The following is a 21,168-nucleotide window of genomic DNA, read 5'->3' as shown; positions in this document are numbered from 1 at the left end:
GAAAAGTTAAAAATGGGTATTTTTACTTGGTTAAATTTAATGCTTGTTGTTTTGTTTGGAACAACTGCTCAACTCTCACTCAAATATGGACTTTACATCTCTAACTCTAATAAAGGAGAAAGCGGCTCTCTCAAAAATCTCTTATTATCTCGTTATTTTTTAATTTGGTTTATCTGCTATACATTTATGACTATATTGTGGCTTTATGTATTGCGGACAATTCCTTTAAGTCAAGCCTTTCCAGTTTTAGGATTAATGTATGCATTTGTACCCATTGCTTCTCACCATCTTTTAAAAGAAGAGGTTATGTTTAGCCAATGGTTAGGAATTTCCGTTATTATAACTGGCGTAATTCTAGTTGTACATTAATCTTTTATTATCAGATTATTAATATTAACAGTTTCCGAACATCATCCTCTAAAACATTTTCACAAAATCTAAATTTAATTTATGAATATAGGTATCGTTGGCGGAGGTATAACTGGGCTAGTATTAGCTCAACGTCTTTCACATCAAGGACATCAAGTCACTGTCTTTGATAGTAATAAGCAGCTTGGTGGACTTACTACCTATCATGATTACGGATTATTTACCTGGGATCGCTTTTATCACGTCATCCTACCTTCTGATACTCACTTAATAAATTTTATCAGAGATATTGGTCTTGGAGATAAACTGCGTTGGCATCGAAGTTTAACAGGCTTTTATGACAATAGAAAGTTTTATTCTATTAGTAATAGTATAGAATTTCTGCGTTTTCCTCTATTTGGACTTTTAGGTAAAATCAGATTAGCTTTTACTCTACTATATGGTTCGCGCCTTAATAACTGGCGGCGCTTAGAGAAGATTTTAGTTGAAGATTGGCTATTAAAACTTGGTGGTAAAAATACATACGAAAAGCTCTGGAAACCTTTGCTTTTATCAAAATTAGGAGAAAACTATAAGCGAATATCAGCAGTTTTTATCTGGGCTTATATCAAACGACTATTTTCAGCACGTGATTCTTCATTAAATAAAGAACAACTTGGTTATGTCTCTGGCGGTTATAAAACTGTTTTTGACCATGTAGAAAAATTAATTTATGCGGCTGGAGGTAATATCCACAAAGGTGTTGCAGTTGAATATATTGCACCTCATCCAGGGGGTGGAATGTGGGTAGAATCTCAGGGTAAAAAAGAGCATTTTGATAAAGTCATCTTTACTGGGCCAGTTAATATTTTGCAACAGGTTGCTGCGAGGGAACTGGTGAAAGTTGCAGACACTACTGAAACAGTAGAATACCTGGGTGTAATCTGCATGGTACTGATTACTCGTAAGCCTCTAGTTCCTTATTACGTAGTGAATATTGCCGATAAAAATATTCCTTTTACCGGAGTTATCGGTATGAGTAACTTAGTTTCTTTACAAGAGACAGCAGGGTATCACATTACATTCCTACCAAAATATATCCTTTCCACTGACCCGTTGTTAAAACAACCAGATGACGAATTACGTCCAATATTTTTCCAAGGTATACGTTTAATGTTTCCAGAACTCAAAGCAGATGACATTGTGGCAGCACATATTAATCGAGCGATTAAAGTACAGCCACTACAAGTTTTAAATTATTCCAGTCTTGTTCCCAAAGTGACTACTGAAAATGATGATTTTTTCGTCGTCAACACCTCACAATTGGTCAATGATAGCGTCAACAACAACGCAGTAGTTCGACAAGTCGATGAATTTCTCAAAAAATCAGCATTATTGAATTCTTGAAATTTGAGTAATCACACTTTATTTTAAAAATCACACGAGGTCTTTATGAGTCTTTTTGTTCTTTTACCCGCATATAACGAGCAAGAATCAATTCGACCCTTGTTCAAAAAGTTTCAAACATTGCAGCAAATATTTAATATAGAGATAGAATTGATTCTTGTCGATGATGGCAGTAGCGATAAAACTGCTCAGACTGCAATAGATGAATCTCAATCACTAGGTATATTACTAAAATTAGTCCAACATCCCAAAAATGCTGGTTTAGGTCAAGCAATTAAAACAGGTTTTACAACTTTCTTGGAAATTTCCAAAGAAGGTGATTTTTTAGCTGCGATGGATTGTGATAATACTCAACCACCAGAGCTATTAATAAAAATGTATGACACTATGATAGCTGGTAGCTATGATATTGCGATCGCGTCTAGATATCGAAAAGGTTCTAAAGTCATCGGCTTATCAAAATTTAGAGAGCTGATGAGTTACGGAGCCAGCTGGCTTTTCAGAATTGCCGCCCGTGTACCAGGCGTAAAAGACTACACTTGTGGTTACAGACTGTATAACCGTACTTTCCTCAGTAAACTAGACATGTATTATGGGGAAAATCTATTCACTGAAAGTGGATTTGCTTGCATGATAGATTTACTGTTGAAAGCCAAAGCCCTCAAACCAAAAATCGTAGAAATTCCAATGGTTTTGAGATACGATGAAAAGCCGACTGCTAGCAAAATGAAAATTCTTAAAACTATTACTCGAACGCTAAAGCTTTTGTTTAAGAATCTAGTATCAACAGAGCAGACTTCCAATTTAGGTCAGACTTTCAAACAGCAAGAAACACTCAGAATTCCACTGAGAATGGCAAACCGTAAATAAACCTGAGAAGAAAAGTCTGGATTCTTTAGTTGAGAAGAGTGCCAGTAAATACATAAATATAACTGTATTTTATTCTACACTTATACAAAAGCGGAGCTTTCCTTGCTCCGCTTTTGTATTCTGACTTCTGAGTTATTCGTAAAATAGCTCCAAATTTCTAGTCTGTGGGCGGATTTGCCAAAGCGTTGTAAAAGGGGAGGGAAATCCACACGTTTTTCTAGCAACTGTGGCTTTTGCTCATTTGTTAGACTGAACACACCAGGATTTTTCAGTCAAATCTCTGAACTACGCCAGCAGACGAGGCTACCCCATGCTTACAAGTACGCTACTTCTCTCGAATCAACTTCCCACTCTCCAATATTCCTCCACACCAGAGCGTTTCGATGAAACCTGGGAAGCCCCCCTGGCTACCCTTCTGGGACTAGGACGCGCCGCTGGTGCTGACTTCATCGAATTATTTTTAGAGCGTCGCAACTATATTAGTTCTCTTGCAGAAGATGACGCTATCACGAGTATTTCACCCAGTCTGTCTACAGGCGCGGGAGTCAGAGTCTTTCGCGGTAAAGCTGACTGCTACGTTAGCACCAATGACCTTTCTTTTTCCGGTTTGAAAGCAGCCTTAGAAAAAGGTCTTTCTATCTTGGGATTGCAACTACCCACTGCTAAGGCTTTCATCCCAGAAATAAACCTAGAATTACTGAGAGATTACGCTACCAAAAGAGGTAAAGATGCATGGCTACCAGTGTGTAGCTCCATCCGAGAAATGGGAGAAATTCTCCTAGATGGTACAGCCCACCTGAAGCAAAAAGCTAGCCACGTTCAATCGCGCCGTGCTACCTATTTCCGAGATTGGCAAGAAGTTTTAATCGCCGCTAGTGACGGGACTTTTGCACGTGATATTCGCCTCACGCAGTCAGTAGGATTTAACCTGTTGTGTGCTGATGGTGCTAATCGTACCTCAATTGGCGATCGCGCGGGTAACACTAGTGATGCCAACTTCTTGAGAACTTGGGATTCTCAACAAGCCGCCGAGAAAATATCAGAATCGGCTGGAAAAATGCTCTACGCAGATTACGTGGAATCGGGTACTTATCCCATCATTATGGCCAATCACTTTGGCGGCGTAATCTTCCACGAAGCTTGCGGACACTTACTCGAAACCACTCAAATTGAACGTAATACCACACCCTTTGCTGACAAAAAAGGCGAAAAAATTGCCCACGAAAGTTTGACAGCCTGGGATGAAGGGCGCTCTGAAAATGCCTTCGGGACAATTGACATGGATGACGAAGGTATGCCGGCTCAAAGAACCCTCTTAATTGAAAAAGGCGTTCTGAAAAACTTCTTAGCAGATAGAACAGGTTCCTCACGCACCGGACACCCCAGAACTGGAAGTGGACGCCGCCAAAATTATACTTATGCCGCTGCTAGCCGGATGCGTAATACTTATATTGATTCTGGCGAATATAGCAATGATGAATTATTTGCCTCTGTTGATAAAGGTATTTACTGTAAAAAAATGGGTGGTGGTAGCGTTGGTGCTACAGGCCAATTTAACTTTAGTGTTGATGAAGCTTATTTGATTGAAAATGGCAAAATCACCAAACCGCTAAAGGGAGCAATTCTCATTGGTGAAGCCAAGGAAATCATGAATAAAATTTCCATGTGTTCTCAAGATTTGGAAATTGCACCAGGCTTTTGTGGTTCCGTCAGTGGCAGTATTTACACCACGGTAGGACAACCCCACATCAAGGTTGATTCTATTACCGTAGGTGGAAGATAACTTTATCAAATTCCAGGTTCTACCTGGAAACGCCTTCCTGGTGGCTATTTTATCTAGGAGGCAGAAGCCTTCTATCATTACACTCCCAGTCTGAAGTAGGGAGCAAGAAAATCCAAAATCTAAAAATTGACTATGCCGAATATAAATGAAATTGCAAATTCTGCCAAGGACAATGCTGATAAGCTTGGTATTAAGAAATTCGACATTTACGGCTCAACAGTAGATGACACTAACGTGCAAGTAGACCAAGGTGAGCCAAAACAAGTCAAAGCTTCAAACCGCTCTGGTGTTACTGTTCGTGTGTGGAATGAAGATAATACGATGGGTGTCACCAGCACCACAGATGTAGACCCCAAGGGACTGGAATTAGCTTTGAAAACTGCTTATGAAGCCAGTTTCTTTGGTGTTAAAGAAAATGTCCCTGATTTTAGTCCAGAGGCGACTGTTCCGATTCCAAGTAAACCTCTGCATAAGGCACCTCAAGCACCTGTTGCTGAACTTATAGAAAAATTGTTGATAGCTGAAAAAGAATTACTGGCAGCTCACCCAGCAATTAAAGGTGTACCTTATAATGGTTTGTCTCAAAGAGATATTGACAGATTTTATCTTAATAGCGACGGTGCGGTGAGAACTGAATCTCACTCCTTAGCATCAGTTTATCTTTACAGCAAAACTGAGGAAGAAGGGAAAAAACCTCGCAGTGCAGGCGCTTATAGAATCAACCAGAGTTTAGATAATCTAGATATTAATGGTTGCATCAAAGAAACCGCCGATAAAACTATCAGTCACTTGAATTATGAAAAAATCAAAACTGGTAAATATCGAGTTGTTTTCTCTGCGGAAGCTTTCTTAAGTCTGTTGGGTGCTTTTTCTAACTTGTTCAATGCCCAAAGTATTTTAGACAATCAAAGTCTATCTACTCCTGATGATTTAGGTAAGCAAATAGCTTCTCCTCTGCTTTCAGTTGTTGATGATGCACTTCACCCAGCTAACGTAGGTGCAGAAACTTTCGATGGTGAAGGAACTCCTACTCGTCAGGTTTCGCTGATTGAAAATGGCGTTTTAACAAGCTTTCTCCACAGTGCTGGCACTGCTAAAAGGTTAAATGCCCAGCCAACGGGTAATGCTAGTATTGGCGCAAAAGTCAGCGTTAGTCCAAATTTTTATCACGTATTTTCAACAGTAACTCCTGAGCAAGAGTTGAGCTTAGAAACTGCTGAAAATGTGATTTTTATTGATGATTTACAAGCTCTCCATGCTGGAGTTAAATCCTTGCAAGGTTCCTTTTCTTTGCCGTTTGATGGTTGGCTAGTTAATAAGGGAGTAAGAACGAGTATTGAGTCAGCAACTGTTGCTGGCGATTTCTTGGAACTTTTGAAGTCAATTATTTATGTAGAAAAAGAGCCAGAGTTAACGCCAGGGGGAGTTTGCCCGAAAATCTGGGTTAATGAACTATCAATTACCGGCGAATAAAACTTAGGAAGTGCAGAGTTAAGAGTTTAACTCTTAACTCTGCACTTTGAAATCATGACCGAGCATTAGTATTCACCACCAATGCTAATGGCAGTATTAAATACATCAGCACCACTTAAATCAACACCAGCTAAAACAGCGCCATCTACGTCACTATTATATAAACGGGAATTACTCAAATTCACGTTGGTAAGATTGGCATTATTTAACATCGTATCGCTAACAAATGCTTGTGTAAGATTAGCAGACTTTAAATTAGCTCCAGTTAAATCTGCACCTTCTAAGTTAGCACCTTCGAGATTAGCTCCTTTTAAATTTGCATTTCTCAAGTCAGCACCGATTAGATGAGCGCCTTTGAGGTTAGCTCCTGCTAGATTGCATCCCGAACATTCTCTAGTTTCTAACAAGCGGCGGACAGGGGCGGAATTTTCTGCTTTGACGGGAATGGGAGCAGCTAAAGATAGCGTGCTGAGTATGGCTGCTGCCGTCAAAAAAATTCGTTTCATAATTTACCTCGGACACTTCTAGAAGTCATGAAATTCTGATCTTCTACGATACCAGTGTGCCAAGATTACAGAATTCTGTCCTCATGCGATCGGAGGAACATATATTTTCTATGAGACTAGGTATTTTTCCGTTAGGTAGTCCGATGGGAGTAAATTTCAAACTGAAATTATATTAAGCCTTGCCGCTACCTAATAGGTACAACAGTGCCATCCGAACAGCAACACCGCTAGTAACTTGTGATTGAATGAGACTAAATTCTGGGTCATCCATCAATTCAGAACTAATTTCAACACCACGGTTGACTGGGCCTGGATGCAAAACTTTGACGTTAGATTTACAAAGTTCCAGTTTTGTGCGTGTAATGCCAAACAGTTGATGATATTCTCGCAAACTTGGCAGCAAATGAGCCGTCATCCGTTCTTTTTGCAGACGTAAAGTCATGACAAAATCTGCATTCTGCAAAGCTGGTTCTAGCTGCCAGTGTAGAAAAAGTTGGGGATTGGGGGAATAATTTCTGCCTTCTACTTCCTCCGAGATAAACTCGGCAAAGAATTTAGGTAAAAGGGTTGGCGGTGCTGCCAGATGCACTTCGGCACCACTGGCAATTAAACTCCAAATATTCGATCGCGCTACGCGAGAATGGAGAATATCCCCAATAATGGCAATCTTTTTCCCCTTTAAAAGTTCCAGTCGCGGATGATCTGGGTCAATTAGAGTAGTTATGGTAAATAAATCTAGCAGTGCTTGGGAAGGATGTTCATGTTGACCATCACCAGCATTGAGGACGCTAACTCGTACACTTAGACGATCCATTTCAGCCGCGATCGCGTTTGCTACTCCTGCCTCTCGATGGCGGACTACCATAATATCAGTTCCCATCGCCAAATAGGTTTTCGCCGTGTCGAGAATTGTTTCTCCTTTAGTCATAGAAGATGTGGCGGCGGCGAAGTTCAGGGTATCTGCACTTAAGCGTTTGGCAGCGAGTTCAAAACTGCTGCGGGTGCGCGTAGACGATTCAAAAAATAAATTCGCCACCACCTGTCCCTGCAAGGTTGGTACTTTTTTTGTCCGCCGTGATAGCACTTCTTGAAAGCTGGCAGCAGTTTGCAAAACTGTATCGTATTCAGTGGTAGTAAAGTCAGCTAGGGAAAGAATGTGATGACGATTCCAGGTAGTAGTAGGCATAGAATTTGGGGAGTGGGGACAAGGGGAGCAGGGGAGCAGGGGAGCAGGGGAGCAGAGGAGCAGGGGAGCAGAGGAGAAGTAGCAGTAAGGCAATTTCCGTTAATAAATCTACCGCTGCCGTTGGTTTCGACTTCGCTCAACCAACTAAAGAATCGAGAGTTGAGCGAAGTCGAAACTCGTCAACCTGGGTAGATTCTTTGTCAGAAATCACCTAAGTCTTCCCCTCTGCTCCTCTGCCCCTTTGCCCCTCTGCCTCTTTTGCCCAATGCCCAATCCCTTCATGCTGGTAAATGGAAAACGTTTAAAGCTAGAGAAATTAGGCTGAGGAATGTTAAAAACCCGATTGTATCTAGCATTGTAGTCACTAATGGACCACTAACCAAGGCAGGGTCAAGCTTCAGCCGTGTCAAACCCATTGGCAGTAAAGTGCCGAGTGTGACAGCTACAATTGTATTAGTTGCCATTACCATTCCGGCAATTAAAGCCACCCATCGCTCTTGGGGTTGCGCCCAAATTAAGGAAAGTAGGATCATGGTTGTGGCCAAAGCTAGGGCTGTACCTAAACCAGCTAGAAGTTCCTTGCGGAGAATTTTTAAGGTATCTTTGGGTGTTACCTCTCCTACTCCCAAGCCTCGAATTGTCACCGTTAATGATTGAATACCGACAGTACCACCAGTGTTAGAAAAAATCGGCATGATGACTGCTAGAACTGGCACTGCGGCGATTACAGATTGAAAAGGGGCGATCGCACTGGCTGCACCAATATACAGAGCCATGATCCCCAATAGCCAAGGTAAGCGATTGCGAATGGTGAGTAAGGGAGAGGATAAGGCAACTTCATCACCACTCACACCCGCTAGTTTTTGGATATCTTCTGTGGCTTCCTCTTCCAAAATATCCATGACATCATCAATGGTGACAATGCCCACCAATCGGTCTTCTCGATCGACTACGGGGATCGCGATTAAGTCGTAGCGCTGCATAATTCGCGCCACTTCTTCCTGAGGAGTTTCAGTTTTCACTTTGATGACGCGATCGCTAGCAATATCTTTAATGAAAACATCGGGAAAGGTAAACAGCAATTGCCGTAGTGAAACTACTCTCACCAGCGTCCGGTTGTCATCTGTGACGTAGGCGTAGTAAATCGACTCCTTGTCTTCGTCCTGACGGCGGATCTTGCTCAAGGCTTCACCGACAGTCAAACCTTGTCGCAACCGGACATATTCGGTTGTCATCACCCGCCCAGCAGTACCTTCTGGATAGCCGAGAATCGTTGCTGTTGCTTGCCTTTGTTCTGGACTCAGTTCTTGCAATAGCCGTTTAATTACCCCAGCAGGTAGTTCATCAAATAATTCTGCCCGTTCGTCGGGACTCATCTCTTCTACAAGATGCACTACCTGGACATCATGCAGAGAATTAATTAGTTCTTCCTGCACCTCTGTCGGCAGATATTCAAATACATCAATTGCCTGACCTTTATTGAGTAAACGGAATGCGATCGCCCGTTGTTGTTCGGGCAATTGTGTAATGTAGTCTCCCACATCCACAGGTTGCAAGCGATTTAAATCCCATTTCAACTGGTTTAAATCGGTAGTATCAGTCAACAAATCACGAATATCTTCTGTGAGCATGATATATATCTCCTAAGTCTCCCCCGCGCTGGGAGACTTCCTCACCACAGCTCAGAGGAGGTTGATACTGCCATCTTGTGGACTATGGTCCATAAAATTTCAACAAATCAATATCGATAGCTAAATCAAAGCATTGCTAGTCATCATCCTAACCCGGAACAGCACTGTCCGGTAGATCCTGAGAAAATTTTATATCTTTAGTAGCTTTACGTGCATTTTTGAGCTTACTACCCTGATTTTTGAGGAATTATTCTGTAATCAGAGTAAATTTTTCTACTGATAAAATCTGTGATATCTGGCGATCGCGAATAAATAAGCATACGGATGCGTAAAAAAAGGAGAGTCGTCTGCAAACAAGGGATTAAAAAACTTCTGCCTATTAACAAATACTTGAAGTTCAGTAATCTAAATTGAGATACTCTTATACCAATTTTATGCGAAGTGTACACATTATTTTCACCCCTCCCAACCTGCCCAAAGCATCGGGGAGGTGGCGTAGGCGGTGGGGTTCTTTCTATGCGTCTTAATAAAGAATTGGTATTACTTGAGTGTCGTTAACTGATTACTAAATCATAAATAGCTTCTAGCTTGGCAGTTTGCTTGTGAATATCAAAATTTTCGCAGATAAACTCTCGTCCTTTTTTACCCATACTTTTAGCTAAAGCCCGATCGGATAAAAGAATATCTAATTTTTCCGCGAGAGATCGATCGTCTTTTTCATCAACTAAAAAGCCAGTTTCTCCATCTAAAATAGCATCAGGGATAGCGCTATGCCAGGTAGAGGCTATTGGTAAACCAGAAGCGGCGGCTTCCAATATTGAAAGGGGTAAACCTTCGCTATCACCATTTTTTGCTGTTTGGCTGGGTAGAGAAAATACTTCTGCATTTCTCATGGTTTTTTGAATCACTTCATAAGGTTTTGCCCCCATAAAATTGACTCTATTACTAATACCAAGCTCATCTGCTAGACTTTTAAAGTTTTCAGTCATTGTGCCATTTCCAATTTGGATAACTGACACATCTGGATGCTTACTGGCAATCCGGGCAAAGGCTTTTAATAGGGTATCAATTCCTTTTTTTTCAGTATGTCTGCCTACACATAAAATATATCTTTCACCTTTTGATTCACTGGCTGGAGCAAATTTTTCTAAATCTATACCACTATTTAGTTTAATAATTTTATCTTCAGGATAACCATATTCAATCATCTTTTTATACAAAAAACTAGAAAAAGCAATAAATTTAGATGTTTTTTGTTTTAATTCTTCTTCATGTAAAAGAAATTGATAGAATGCTGGATTACCTGACAGCCACATAGAGCGACGTGAAACTGTGATATCAAAACCGTAAAATGTAACGATGAAAGGAATATTTAATTTCTCTGCCAATCGCATTGCGTAAATACCATCTGGCCCAAAATGTGCGTGAATTAATTTTAAATTTTTTAGTTCAGCCTCTTTTCCAAACATATTTGGTGAAGCAGAAAGTATATGAAATAATTGCTTAATTTTCCATTGGTCATTATTACTAATAGCAATATTGTCAAAAGGAATTTCTTCTAATAGTTTACAAGTCAGAAATAACGGTTTGTATGTTTGTAAATTATGGGCTTGTTCTCCGATAAAAGTTTCTGATACTCTTGGATAAGCTCGACGATACATCCCAACTGTTTTCATTGTGTTACTCCTATTTAAAATTAATATTTTTTTCCGAAAAATGAACAAGATGTTGGCTAAAAAAATTTTAAGTTCTTTATATATTTACGCCCTTGGTTTTACCTACTGCTATTTTATATAAAATCGCAGTTATCTGATTTATTCACAATAGCAATAACAATACCAATTTGTAATTTTTTCAAGTTAATACTAGTCTAAATCAGAGCTTTAATTATTTATGTTAGTAAGTGAAATAATAATTTTTCATTAAACTATTATTTAGTAAATATCTTAGATTCTAATAAAGCAAACTAGGATATTTATTATGTCAACAAACTGATTAATTTTTTATGACTTAGGCATTGACAGAGAAGGCAAAATAGCAACTATGCTTTTCAAGGCTTCTATTGCGATGCCTGCGGTAAATGCTCGCCTACGCAACTAATAAAATATGCTTTATATGCTTTGTAAAAGGCTGAACCGAGGTCTTGATATTGTAAATGCACAAAATGATTTATTTGTAAAGTCTATAAGCCCTATTTTTTATTAAACTTGATTGGTTTGAGGATAACCTCCCTTTCTTGACTGCAATTATTTGCTGAATATTTAACATAAACACATCAATATTAAAACATATTTACATTAAAATTATATTTATTTAATAAATATTTTTATAAAAAAATGATTTAGTTTATACCAGCATAAGCATAACCTCGGAGTAATGATTTAGTTTAGACTACCATAAGCTCATCCTTAGGAGTTAGGCACTCTTGATTTTTTGACATCATCCCAGCACTGAATATTATGTTCGGCTAATTAGTTATAATTCCCGAATCTATGCACAAAGCCCAAAAAGCCCTCACCTCAGCGATCTTAATGATAAGTCTTCAATCAGTACGTTTGCCAAAATAAGAGCCTACAAAAATTTTGGCAAAAATGGCAAAAAGACTGATACATGGGTGTTTAGCTGACAAAGTAGCTTGGAGGGTCAAACCCAATACCCGTGAAGGTGATACGTAAAAAAGCTTGCGGGAAACCTTGAAGGAATTTTTAGGACTTATTGTTTTTACTGAACCCAAGAGACAAGGGAGTTAATATACCAACTCACCCTCGTAAATTGGCGAAGGTATTGTTCAATCAGACACGATATGATTTAGTACACCCAATCAATAGTGGATTCCCAAGACCACTCTTGAGAGTTCCTCTTTCTAAGACTCGACTTACTTGGAGGGATTTTTCCACCCACGCAGAGATCGAGATTTCTAGAGAAGATTTACGTTTCCGTATGCTCTACGGTACAAAATCCCATCTCAATGTCCCATTCTCCATAGCCCAAGTGCAAGAAACCCACTCCTTTAAGGGGTCAAATTTTGCAAGTTGTTCTGAACCAAACCATGAAAACATCTACCAAATTGCTAACTCGCCTGGACTATTACTACCAGCAAATCAAAACGATTATCCTGACTCGTCAAAATCCAATTACGGGTTTACTACCTGCAAGCACAGCGATTACAGCCCACGGCGATTATACTGATGCCTGGGTGCGAGACAACGTTTACAGCATTTTGGCAGTTTGGGGTTTAGGGCTTGCATACCGCAAGATTGACGACGACAAAGGACGCACCTATGAATTAGAACACAGTGTCATTAAACTGATGCGCGGGTTGCTATTTGCGATGATGCGACAGGCTCATAAAGTAGAGACATTTAAACATACTCAGTCCCTACTAGATGGACTGCACGCTAAATATAATACCGCAACGGGTGACATTGTTGTTGGTGATGATGAATGGGGACATTTGCAACTTGATGCCACATCTATATTTTTGCTGATATTGGCGCAAATGACGGCAGCAGGATTGCCAATAATTTATACAATTGATGAAGTCAATTTCGTCCAAAATTTAGTTTACTACATTGGACGAGCTTACCGCACACCAGATTACGGCATTTGGGAACGTGGGAATAAAATTAATCGTGGTAGTGCTGAGTTAAATGCCAGTTCTGTAGGCATGGCAAAAGCTGCTTTAGAAGCTATCAACGGACTGGATTTGTTTGGTGTGCGTGGTAGTCAAGCATCGGTAATTCATGTGCTACCAGATGAAATCGCCCGCGCCCGGATCACTCTAGAATCTTTATTACCGAGGGAATCTGGTTCTAAAGAAATTGATGCGGCGCTGTTAAGTATTATTAGTTATCCTGCCTTTGCAGTGGAAGATTTGGAGTTACGCGATCGCACTTTAAACGATATTATTAATAAACTCGCAGGTAAATACGGCTGCAAACGCTTTCTGCGTGATGGACACCAAACCGTTTTAGAAGATCATCAGCGCTTGCACTACGAACCGTGGGAACTCAAGCAATTTGAGCATATTGAATGCGAATGGCCGTTATTTTTCACTTATTTAGTTCTAGATGGATTATTTCGCGGCGAACAAGAACAAGTTAAAAAATACCAAAATCTTTTAGAATCATTACTCATAGAACAAAACGGCTTGCATTTATTGCCAGAACTTTATTATGTTCCCGCAGAAAACATAGAGGCAGAAAAGTTAGCACCTCAAACGCAACCACGTTTACCCAATGAAAATATTCCTTTGGTATGGGCACAAAGTTTATATTTTCTCAGCGAAATGTTGAGTGAAGGTTTAATCGCGGTTGGTGATATCGACCCTTTGGGAAGACATTTGTGTGTGGGGAAACAGCGCGAGGCATTGGTACAAATTGCTTTATTAGCAGAAGATGAAGATTTACAGAAAAAACTAGAAGTTCACGGAATCGAAGCACAAACGCCTACCCAAGTTGAACCGATTCAAGTGAGAAAAGCTGGAGAATTTTCAGCTATTTATACCCAAATTGGACGTAACGACAAACTTGGTTTAACTGGCCGCCCAGTGCGACGACTGCGGAGTTTAACAACATCTAGAATCTTTCGAATTCGTGGTGAAACAATTGTATTTTTGCCTTCATTTTCTGACTCCCAACAGTTCTACTTAACTCTTGATTACCATTTTTTGCTGGATCAAATTAGAAGCGAACTAGCTTACATCCAAAAATATTGGAGCGATTTAGGGCGTCCAACTCTGACTTTAATGTTGACGCACACCATGTTAGAAAGTGGTTCTGAAGCATTACTAGAACTGATGCAAGAACTCAAAGATGGTGTTTGTAACGGCGTGCGGGTGAAATTAGGGCGGCTAAATCAGCTAATGCTAACAGCCGGAATTCAAAGAATTGATTTTTTACCAAATGCAGAATTTTCGCGATCGCCAGTAAAAAATGCTAGTCCACGTTGCTATTATCTAGCTTATCATCCTGATAAAAACTGGCGCTTAGGACATACTCAAGAATTTCAAATGGAGTATGAAACCAACTTCGGATTATTACTTTCTTATTTGCGTGCATCAGAGAATATTTACGAGCAAATTGAGTTATTGCAAACTTTAACTCGTTTGCAGGGAATGAAATTTGATACAGGATATGGTGGGCCAGGATATCCTGTCACAGTAGGCGATTTGCTTGATGAAGTTTATACCAAAGCTGGAGATTTAGGCATTTGGGCAGTAGTGCGTCGGGCTGCGGGATTACGGCAAATGGTTGATATCAGCCTATCAGATGCAGTAACGAGTATTTTGGTGCGAGGTAAGCAAATTGCTGTGGGTAAAGCTTACAGCGAAGCGTCCTTGATTACCGTACCCATGTCCCACGATGAAATTGCCGATAAAATTAACCATTTTTGTCGTGAAGATATCCGCGATCGCGTCCTCACTCAAGAGATTTTAATCTATGTTGGTATCTTAATTCGCTCCGAACCCGAACTATTTCAGGGACTACTAACGCTGAGAGTCGGCTATCTCATCCTGTTAATAACCAGCGAACTAGCGCGGGAATTGCATGTTACTCAAGATGAAGCTTACGATTACTTAATGCAACTTTCACCCTTTGAAGTGAAAATGCGCTTGCGTCAGGTATTAACTGGATATACTGGCATGAGTAACCTGTTGCGCCAGCAAGAATCACTGCACGTCAAACAAAAAGAAAGTGATATTGCTTGGGTGGTATTACCAGGAATCGCCGAAGGTATAGAAGTTCCGCCGGGTGGTTGGCGGCGGTTTCGTCAAGCTGAAGGTGCGACGGGGCGCGTACCAAAAGAATTTTTTAAGCAAGTTTGGCTATTAATGCAACATTGCAAGGGTCTAGTAATTGGCGATAAACTAGAGCGGCGCAATCGTTTAGATAGCGAGATAATGCTGTCGGAAATGACAGCTGGGGAAAGGAATTTTGCTCTGTTGGTTGAGCATTTGCTGAATAAAATCGAAGCTACAGAATACCGCCAAGTTAATATTGAAGCATTAATAGAATTAGCAGCGATCGCTGCCAATAATCCCAAGTTGCAAATTGAAGAATATATCGTGTTGGATGTGTTAATCGGCCATGCGGTGCGATTGGCATGGTTAGAGAATCATAATCATCGCAGCGATCGCTATGACGAGGATAAAGCGAGTGCGTGGCGATCGTTTTACAATACTTCTCCTAGAGATTGCGCTAGTTATATTTTGAAGGCGTTTAGATTCTTGACGGAATTTGTGAAGGATTTTTAAACGCAAAGGATCGCAAAGGGAAGCGCAGAGGAACGCAGAGGATGAGAGAGAATGAGTTGAGTGGGGTGATTATTGGTTGTGCGATGAGGGTGCATACTGCTTTGGGGCCTGGTTTATTGGAGTCGGCTTATGAGGAGTGCTTGGATTATGAGTTGAAGAAAGCCGGATTGAATGTTGGTAAGCAAATTCCATTGCCCTTAGTTTATCAAGATGTGCAATTGGAATGTGTTTATCGATTAGATTTGATTGTCGAAAACCAAGTAATTGTAGAGATTAAATCTGTAGAGTCCTTCCACCCAATTCACTCCGTTCAACTCCTAACCTATCTCAAACTCGCAAACTGCAAACTAGGTCTTCTCCTCAACTTTAACGTCCTCCACCTCAAAGAAGGTATCAAACGCGTAGCCAACAACCTCTAACTCCCTCTCATCCTCCGCGAACCTCCGCGCTTCCCTCCGCGCCCCTTTGCGTTGAAAAAAAATATCCCCCACCTCCGATTCCAAAAGCAGGGGTTTTATTAAAACTACTTAACAGAAACAGCATCAACATCAATAGTGCTTCGACTAGAGGTAGAACCCTCAGTAGTATTAGGTACTTCAGTACCCACATCACCCTTACGAGCTTTCCAACCCTCAATAACTAGCCCAGACACTTCACTAACTAACAGAGTCAAAAGGAAAACATCATCAATCTGTCCCACAACGGGTATAAAATCTGGAAGAACATCAAATGGGCTGACCAAATAGACCAACGTTCCTAAAATTACCCACCAACGGTACTTGGGGTTACGAAGCACACTGCGATACCAGGTGTAAAGTGATTGGATTGAAAATTTCATATTTTGAACCTCCGGTTATCTTTTATTTTGGCAAATTATGCTAAAAACTCACGGTGCGAATAACCGTCCTAGTTAGTCTGGAAGACGCTACTAGTAATCTGTCAACAAAGACAAATAAGTAGGTAGCGGGTTCATCCCAAACAGGCGAAAGTTGTTTGTTTATAGGGCTGATTAATCGATGAGTGCTGATATCTGCTGCTCTAGCCATAAGAGATATGCCTATAGACTGATTTTTTTACTTTGCTAGAGATTTTATAAATTGCCCGGTATAGTCTTAAACTTCTGTGCAGATCCCAAAGAATAATCTTCTAATTTAAAATCAGCAAAAGGCTTCTTTTCTAACCTATTCCGTAGCGCCTCGTCAATAATGACACCTGATGATTCTCTTTTAACACCAATAATTATCACACTTGTCTGATATGTCGTTAAATCCTGATTTGCCTGACAATCACTCCGTTGAAATTGACCCAAATTCAATAAGCGATAACTTTTGACACTTGGTGTATTAATAAATAATTTTTTAGCCAAAAGTTGTATTTGTTTTGAACGTTCTAAAGCCACACGTTCTTGAATTAATCTATCACCTTTGCAAGAAGCTGTACCAACAGAGATAATCTCATTGGGAGCTTCCATTATATTCTCTATACCTTCTTGTTCTAAATTTAACTTTAAAAGGTCAATACTAATAATTTCATTATTGGATTTAATTTGAAAGTTGCTACCTAAAAGCCATTTATATTTTAGTGATAAAACCGCTATATTGAATTCAGCTATCCTTCCCTGACTATCCCTACCTTCTTGATAAGCAAAGTAATCAATATTACCTTTTTTTTCTGGATATTGTCTGTAAGAAGATGTTTTAGAAAAATCTGATTTTTGCGTGGCTAAAGCCATTATACTAAGTAATCCTAATATTACTAATAGAACTGCAAAAAATGCTAATATCGGCACTTTTTCTGGTTGCTTATTTGGAGGTAATGAGTTGTTATTAATATCTACAGTTAAATGTTCAAGGTTAGCAGATTCTAAGATATTACTATTTGTTGGAGTCGTATCTGTTAATTGATTTTCTATTTCTTCTAGGGAATGCAAAATTTCTTGAGTACTGGCAGGACGTTGTTCTATATCTGATGCTGTTAGCCAATCAATTAAATTCAATAGTAAGGGTGAAATATGGGTAGCATGATTTTGCCAGTGCAACAAATTTTGCTGGACATCATACATCTCCAAAGGATGGTGTCCTGTCAGCAAAAATACAAAAGTGCGTCCCAAAGCAAAGAAATCTGACTGCGGTACTGCTTGACCATTCATTTGTTCTGGGGCGCTGTAGCCAGATGACATAAGTGCTGTCATCTTGTCGCCATTGCTTAGTTGGTCTTGGTAGGTTTTATTAATTTCACTGGCGGTGCCAAAATCAATCAGTACTAGATTCCCCCAATCCTGCTCAAGGGGGGATCTAATCATGATATTAGATGGCTTAATATCTCGATGTAGGTACTGTTTGCTATGTACTACATCTAAAATTTTTATCAACTGTCTTAACCAGTCTATGGCTTGTTCTTGGGATATGGGGCTATCTTGCTGCTGTAGCCACTGTTCTAAGTTGTAGCCATCGATTTTTTCCATTGCAATGCAATGCAACACTAAACCATTTCGAGTTTGATACTGGAAGTAACTATCTTCTTTGGGAATTCCGGGATGCTTGAATTGTCCCAACACGGTTACTTCTTGTTGAAATAGTTCTACTGCTTTGGCGTCGCCTGATAAATCTTCTTTGAGTATCTTGAGAATTTTGGGGGTATCTTGCTCGTATGCCTCATAAACTTTACTAAAACCTGTTTTGTCACTCAACAGGCATGTCACCCGATAACGCCCTAGCAATTCTAGATGGGAACCACAACTTTGACAAAAGCGGTTTTGATGATTATTCGGGTGATTTGGTTTAGGGCAAATAGGGTTGATACAAAGGCTCATAACAGGGGAGTGGGGAGTGGGGAAGCAGGGAGCAGGGGAGCAGGGAAGCAGGGGAGCAGGGGAGCAGGGGAGAAATTGCAGTAAGTTTTCCCCTGTGCCTCTTATGCCCACTTGCCCTGAACGTAGCCGAAGGGATGCCCAATCCCCCTAGACATCGCTCCTATTAATTCTTCTGTTGCTGTATGACTAATCCCGTCTAATAATCATGAGATTTTTGATCTGTGTTCTGCCAAGAAAGCTGCCACAGTTTGGTTAAATGCCTCTGGTTGTGTCAAAAATGGCCAATGATTGCCGGGAACTTGGCAGATACGTAAGTTTTGAAGATAGGTTTTGTAGGGTTGAATTTGCCAATTTTGGCGGTTCAGCCCTTGTTTTGGCTGGACGAATAGGGCAGGGGTGTCAAGGGGAATTGTAAAACCGGGCACTTGCATCACTGCCTCAAAAATGCCGTCGCGGGCGGCTATGGTAAATTTGCTGCCCCAAGTCCCATCGGGTTTTTGTTCTATTCCTGCTTGGAAGACTTGCTGCTGTAAGGAACTCCATCCTTGATATTGCTTTAATTGCCGTGCTTGCTGTTCGGCTTCTTCCTGATTGGCAAAGGGCCCCATGCTTTTAAGAAAAGGCAAGAAGCGATATAACATTGGGAAAGTTACCCTGAGAAGGCTGGGCATTTTCCAGATAAAAATCGGATCGACGAGAATTATACTCCGTAAACGCTTTGGATTTTGCCTTGCCCAGATAGCAGCTAATTTGCCTGTCCAGGAGTGACTTACAATATGGGCAAAAGTCCATCCAAGACTATCCATGAGTGCTTCAAGGTCTGCGATCGCACTCTCAAAGCTATAATCTATCTTTGGTTTACTACTTTGGCCATGTCCGCGCATATCTGGCGCAACTATGTGGTAGTCTCCCGCCAAGTAATCTCCTAAACTAGACCACACCAGAGCATGATCGCCTAAGCCATGTAACAGCAGTAAAGGTTCTTGACCTTGATTCCATTCTAAATAAGAAAGTTGGATCTCAGGCTTTGATAAAGTTTGACGTACAGGCATCATTGCACATCCAGGCTTAGATAGTTTTGCGTTTATATAGTACTGCGGAAGAAGATGGGGAGCAGCACTTCGGCTACGCTCTGTTACCGAGGAGCAGGGGAGCAGAGGAGCAGGGGGGCAGGGGAGGATAATTAATGACCAATGACAAATGACAAATGACCAATGACTAATGACTAATGACTAATGACAAATCCAATTGTTACCATTTACCACTTTATGACTCTGAGGATTGTACCAATTGACACGAAATAATGAGGCTAATGAATGCCAAGATCAAGAAAAGGATGCCCCAAGGATATTAAAAGTACTATGCCAGAATTACACCAATCGATTGCCCAGCATTATCACGAACGGACTAAATACAACCCTGAGACTCTTGCTTCCAAAAGTCAGCGGTTAGACTGGACTAAACAGCCAGTGCCCTTCAAAGAGTACAAAATTGGCTCTACTTTTGATCTCAAACCCTATATCCAAGAAAGAGCAGAGGCTTATGCTAATAATCCAGATGCTCAATGGTGGCAAAGACTTTCACGGCTATTGTTTCGCAGTTATGGATTGACGGCGAAAATGCCTTCTATGGGTAGTGCAGTGTATTTACGCGCTGCTCCCAGTGCAGGCGGACTATACCCTGCTGAAGTGTATGTGGTTTCCCGTGGTACGTCGTTATTGCCGCCTGGTCTATATAACTACCAGTGTCGAACTCATTCTCTCATGCATTATTGGGAAAGTGATGTTTGGCAAACTCTCCAAGCAGCTTGTTTCTGGCATCCTTCTTTAGAAAATACCCAATTAGCAATTATTGTGACTGCGGTTTTCTACCGTTCTGCTTGGCGCTATGAAGATCGGGCTTATCGGCGGATTTTTCTGGATACGGGACATCTGTTGGGCAATATCGAGTTAGCTGGTGCGGTTACTGATTATCGCCCCCATTTAATCGGCGGCTTTGTGGATGAATCAGTCAACGATCTGCTTTATGTCGATCCGCAACAAGAAGGTGCGATCGCTGTCTTACCTCTGGCAGACTTGTTAGATGTGAATCAAAATTTGCCATTGGGATGTACTGCTTTACCTTCCGCCACCGAAACCAGTTATCCTCAAATCCCTGATGGCGAACTACTAACATATTTCCATCGACACACCCAGATCCAATCAGGTGTAACTGGTAATCTTAATCTACCAACTATTAAACAAGAAAAATCTTTAGAGGATAAATACAATTTTCCTTTCTGTTTAAAAATTCCCACCAACACCGCACCTATAAACTGGGGACAAAAACTATCAGAACTGGAAACCACTATGTATAAGCGACGCTCTACCCGCGCTTACAATGGTGATGATTTAAGCTTCGATGAATTGAAAAGTTTACTCGATTTCACTTACCAACCGCAAAATTACATCGACCAAAGCTTAGATATTTCTCCAGACTACTTCGATCTAAATTTAATCGAAACATTTATTGCTGTTTGCGGAGTCAAAGGACTGGAGGCGGGTTGTTACTATTACGCGCCTAAAGCCCAAGAATTACGCCAAATCCGGTTTAAAAACTTTCGGCGAGAGTTACATTTTCTCTGTTTGGGACAAGAATTGGGACGGGATGCAGCAGCGGTGTTATTTCATACAGCCGACTTGAAAGCTGCGATCGCACAATATGGCGATCGCGTTTACCGTTACTTGCACATGGATGCCGGTCATTTGGGACAACGCCTGAATTTAGCAGCAATGCACCTAAATGTAGGCGTCAGTGGTATCGGTGGATTCTTTGACGACCAAGTAAATGAAGTTTTGAGTATTCCTGCTGATGAAGCTGTTTTATATATCACTACATTGGGACGCCCAAGATAAAA

Annotated in this window: 17 protein-coding genes; 10 read left to right on the top strand and 7 right to left on the bottom strand. The window is 40.7% G+C overall.

Annotated features, from left to right (window positions below; genetic code table 11):
• The first annotated feature begins 12 nt into the window (after positions 1-12).
• The 5 genes from AC1F2U_RS13660 (at position 13) to AC1F2U_RS13640 (ending at position 5,881) form a co-directional block, all read left to right on the top strand.
• Positions 13-369, top strand: a complete 357-nt coding sequence (locus tag AC1F2U_RS13660; protein ID WP_480261601.1) for an EamA family transporter — start codon at positions 13-15, stop codon at positions 367-369.
• 81 nt (positions 370-450) lie between these two features.
• Positions 451-1,755, top strand: a complete 1,305-nt coding sequence (locus AC1F2U_RS13655) for an NAD(P)/FAD-dependent oxidoreductase (RefSeq protein ID WP_480261600.1) — start codon at positions 451-453, stop codon at positions 1,753-1,755.
• A 45-nt stretch (positions 1,756-1,800) separates the two neighbouring features.
• The gene (locus tag AC1F2U_RS13650; RefSeq protein WP_480261599.1) at positions 1,801-2,625 is read left to right on the top strand and encodes a glycosyltransferase family 2 protein; all 825 of its coding nucleotides are present in this window, start codon (positions 1,801-1,803) and stop codon (positions 2,623-2,625) included.
• Between the two features lie 310 nt (positions 2,626-2,935).
• Positions 2,936-4,408 carry a TldD/PmbA family protein gene (locus AC1F2U_RS13645; RefSeq protein WP_480261598.1) on the top strand — a complete coding sequence of 491 codons (1,473 nt, stop codon included), beginning with the start codon at positions 2,936-2,938 and terminating at the stop codon, positions 4,406-4,408.
• 132 nt (positions 4,409-4,540) lie between these two features.
• Positions 4,541-5,881: a TldD/PmbA family protein gene (locus AC1F2U_RS13640; RefSeq protein ID WP_480261597.1), complete on the top strand. Its 1,341-nt coding sequence runs from the start codon at positions 4,541-4,543 to the stop codon at positions 5,879-5,881.
• A 65-nt stretch (positions 5,882-5,946) separates the two neighbouring features.
• Here the strand turns inward: AC1F2U_RS13640 and AC1F2U_RS13635 are convergent, their stop codons facing one another.
• Entirely contained in the window at positions 5,947-6,387 is a 441-nt protein-coding gene (locus tag AC1F2U_RS13635; RefSeq protein WP_480261596.1) for a pentapeptide repeat-containing protein, read from the bottom strand.
• A gap of 172 nt (positions 6,388-6,559) precedes the next feature.
• On the bottom strand, positions 6,560-7,573 hold the full coding sequence (locus tag AC1F2U_RS13630) for an aspartate carbamoyltransferase catalytic subunit (protein ID WP_480261595.1): 1,014 nt from the start codon (positions 7,571-7,573) through the stop codon (positions 6,560-6,562).
• On the opposite strand from AC1F2U_RS13630, the gene AC1F2U_RS13625 reads away from it, so the two are divergent.
• Positions 7,547-7,765 carry a hypothetical protein gene (locus AC1F2U_RS13625; RefSeq protein WP_480261594.1) on the top strand — a complete coding sequence of 73 codons (219 nt, stop codon included), beginning with the start codon at positions 7,547-7,549 and terminating at the stop codon, positions 7,763-7,765. The genes AC1F2U_RS13630 and AC1F2U_RS13625 overlap by 27 nt on opposite strands.
• 86 nt (positions 7,766-7,851) lie before the next feature.
• On the opposite strand, the gene mgtE is transcribed toward AC1F2U_RS13625, so the two are convergent.
• Together mgtE and AC1F2U_RS13615 are read right to left on the bottom strand one after the other, a co-directional pair.
• Positions 7,852-9,204, bottom strand: coding sequence for a magnesium transporter (mgtE, locus tag AC1F2U_RS13620; protein WP_480261593.1), 1,353 nt, complete (start codon positions 9,202-9,204; stop codon positions 7,852-7,854).
• 554 nt (positions 9,205-9,758) lie between these two features.
• The gene (locus tag AC1F2U_RS13615; protein WP_480261592.1) at positions 9,759-10,880 is read right to left on the bottom strand and encodes a glycosyltransferase; all 1,122 of its coding nucleotides are present in this window, start codon (positions 10,878-10,880) and stop codon (positions 9,759-9,761) included.
• Between the two features lie 1,373 nt (positions 10,881-12,253).
• Between AC1F2U_RS13615 and AC1F2U_RS13610 the strand changes: the two genes are divergently transcribed.
• A complete protein-coding gene (locus tag AC1F2U_RS13610) occupies positions 12,254-15,460 on the top strand; it encodes a phosphorylase b kinase regulatory subunit alpha/beta (RefSeq protein ID WP_480261591.1) in 3,207 nt (1,068 codons plus the stop codon).
• Between the two features lie 41 nt (positions 15,461-15,501).
• Positions 15,502-15,879: a GxxExxY protein gene (locus tag AC1F2U_RS13605; RefSeq protein WP_194047259.1), complete on the top strand. Its 378-nt coding sequence runs from the start codon at positions 15,502-15,504 to the stop codon at positions 15,877-15,879.
• Between the two features lie 104 nt (positions 15,880-15,983).
• Here the strand turns inward: AC1F2U_RS13605 and AC1F2U_RS13600 are convergent, their stop codons facing one another.
• Both AC1F2U_RS13600 and AC1F2U_RS13595 read right to left on the bottom strand, forming a co-directional pair.
• Positions 15,984-16,298, bottom strand: coding sequence for a YkvA family protein (locus AC1F2U_RS13600; protein ID WP_480261590.1), 315 nt, complete (start codon positions 16,296-16,298; stop codon positions 15,984-15,986).
• Between the two features lie 252 nt (positions 16,299-16,550).
• On the bottom strand, positions 16,551-18,251 hold the full coding sequence (locus tag AC1F2U_RS13595; protein WP_480261680.1) for a protein kinase domain-containing protein: 1,701 nt from the start codon (positions 18,249-18,251) through the stop codon (positions 16,551-16,553).
• Between AC1F2U_RS13595 and AC1F2U_RS13590 the strand changes: the two genes are divergently transcribed.
• Positions 18,186-18,356, top strand: a complete 171-nt coding sequence (locus AC1F2U_RS13590) for a hypothetical protein (protein WP_480261684.1) — start codon at positions 18,186-18,188, stop codon at positions 18,354-18,356. The two genes, AC1F2U_RS13595 and AC1F2U_RS13590, sit on opposite strands and share 66 nt — an antisense overlap.
• 119 nt (positions 18,357-18,475) lie before the next feature.
• Here the strand turns inward: AC1F2U_RS13590 and AC1F2U_RS13585 are convergent, their stop codons facing one another.
• Positions 18,476-19,324, bottom strand: a complete 849-nt coding sequence (locus tag AC1F2U_RS13585; protein ID WP_480261679.1) for an alpha/beta fold hydrolase — start codon at positions 19,322-19,324, stop codon at positions 18,476-18,478.
• 309 nt (positions 19,325-19,633) lie between these two features.
• Here AC1F2U_RS13585 and AC1F2U_RS13580 point away from each other — a divergent pair, with 309 nt between their 5' ends.
• On the top strand, positions 19,634-21,166 hold the full coding sequence (locus AC1F2U_RS13580) for a SagB/ThcOx family dehydrogenase (protein ID WP_480261589.1): 1,533 nt from the start codon (positions 19,634-19,636) through the stop codon (positions 21,164-21,166).
• Positions 21,167-21,168: the final 2 nt, after the last annotated feature.

It is taken from the genome of Nostoc sp. LEGE 12454 (assembly GCF_056620565.1).
The sequence above is the reverse complement of the archived record's forward strand: the minus strand, read 5'-3'. Positions and strand labels throughout refer to the sequence as shown.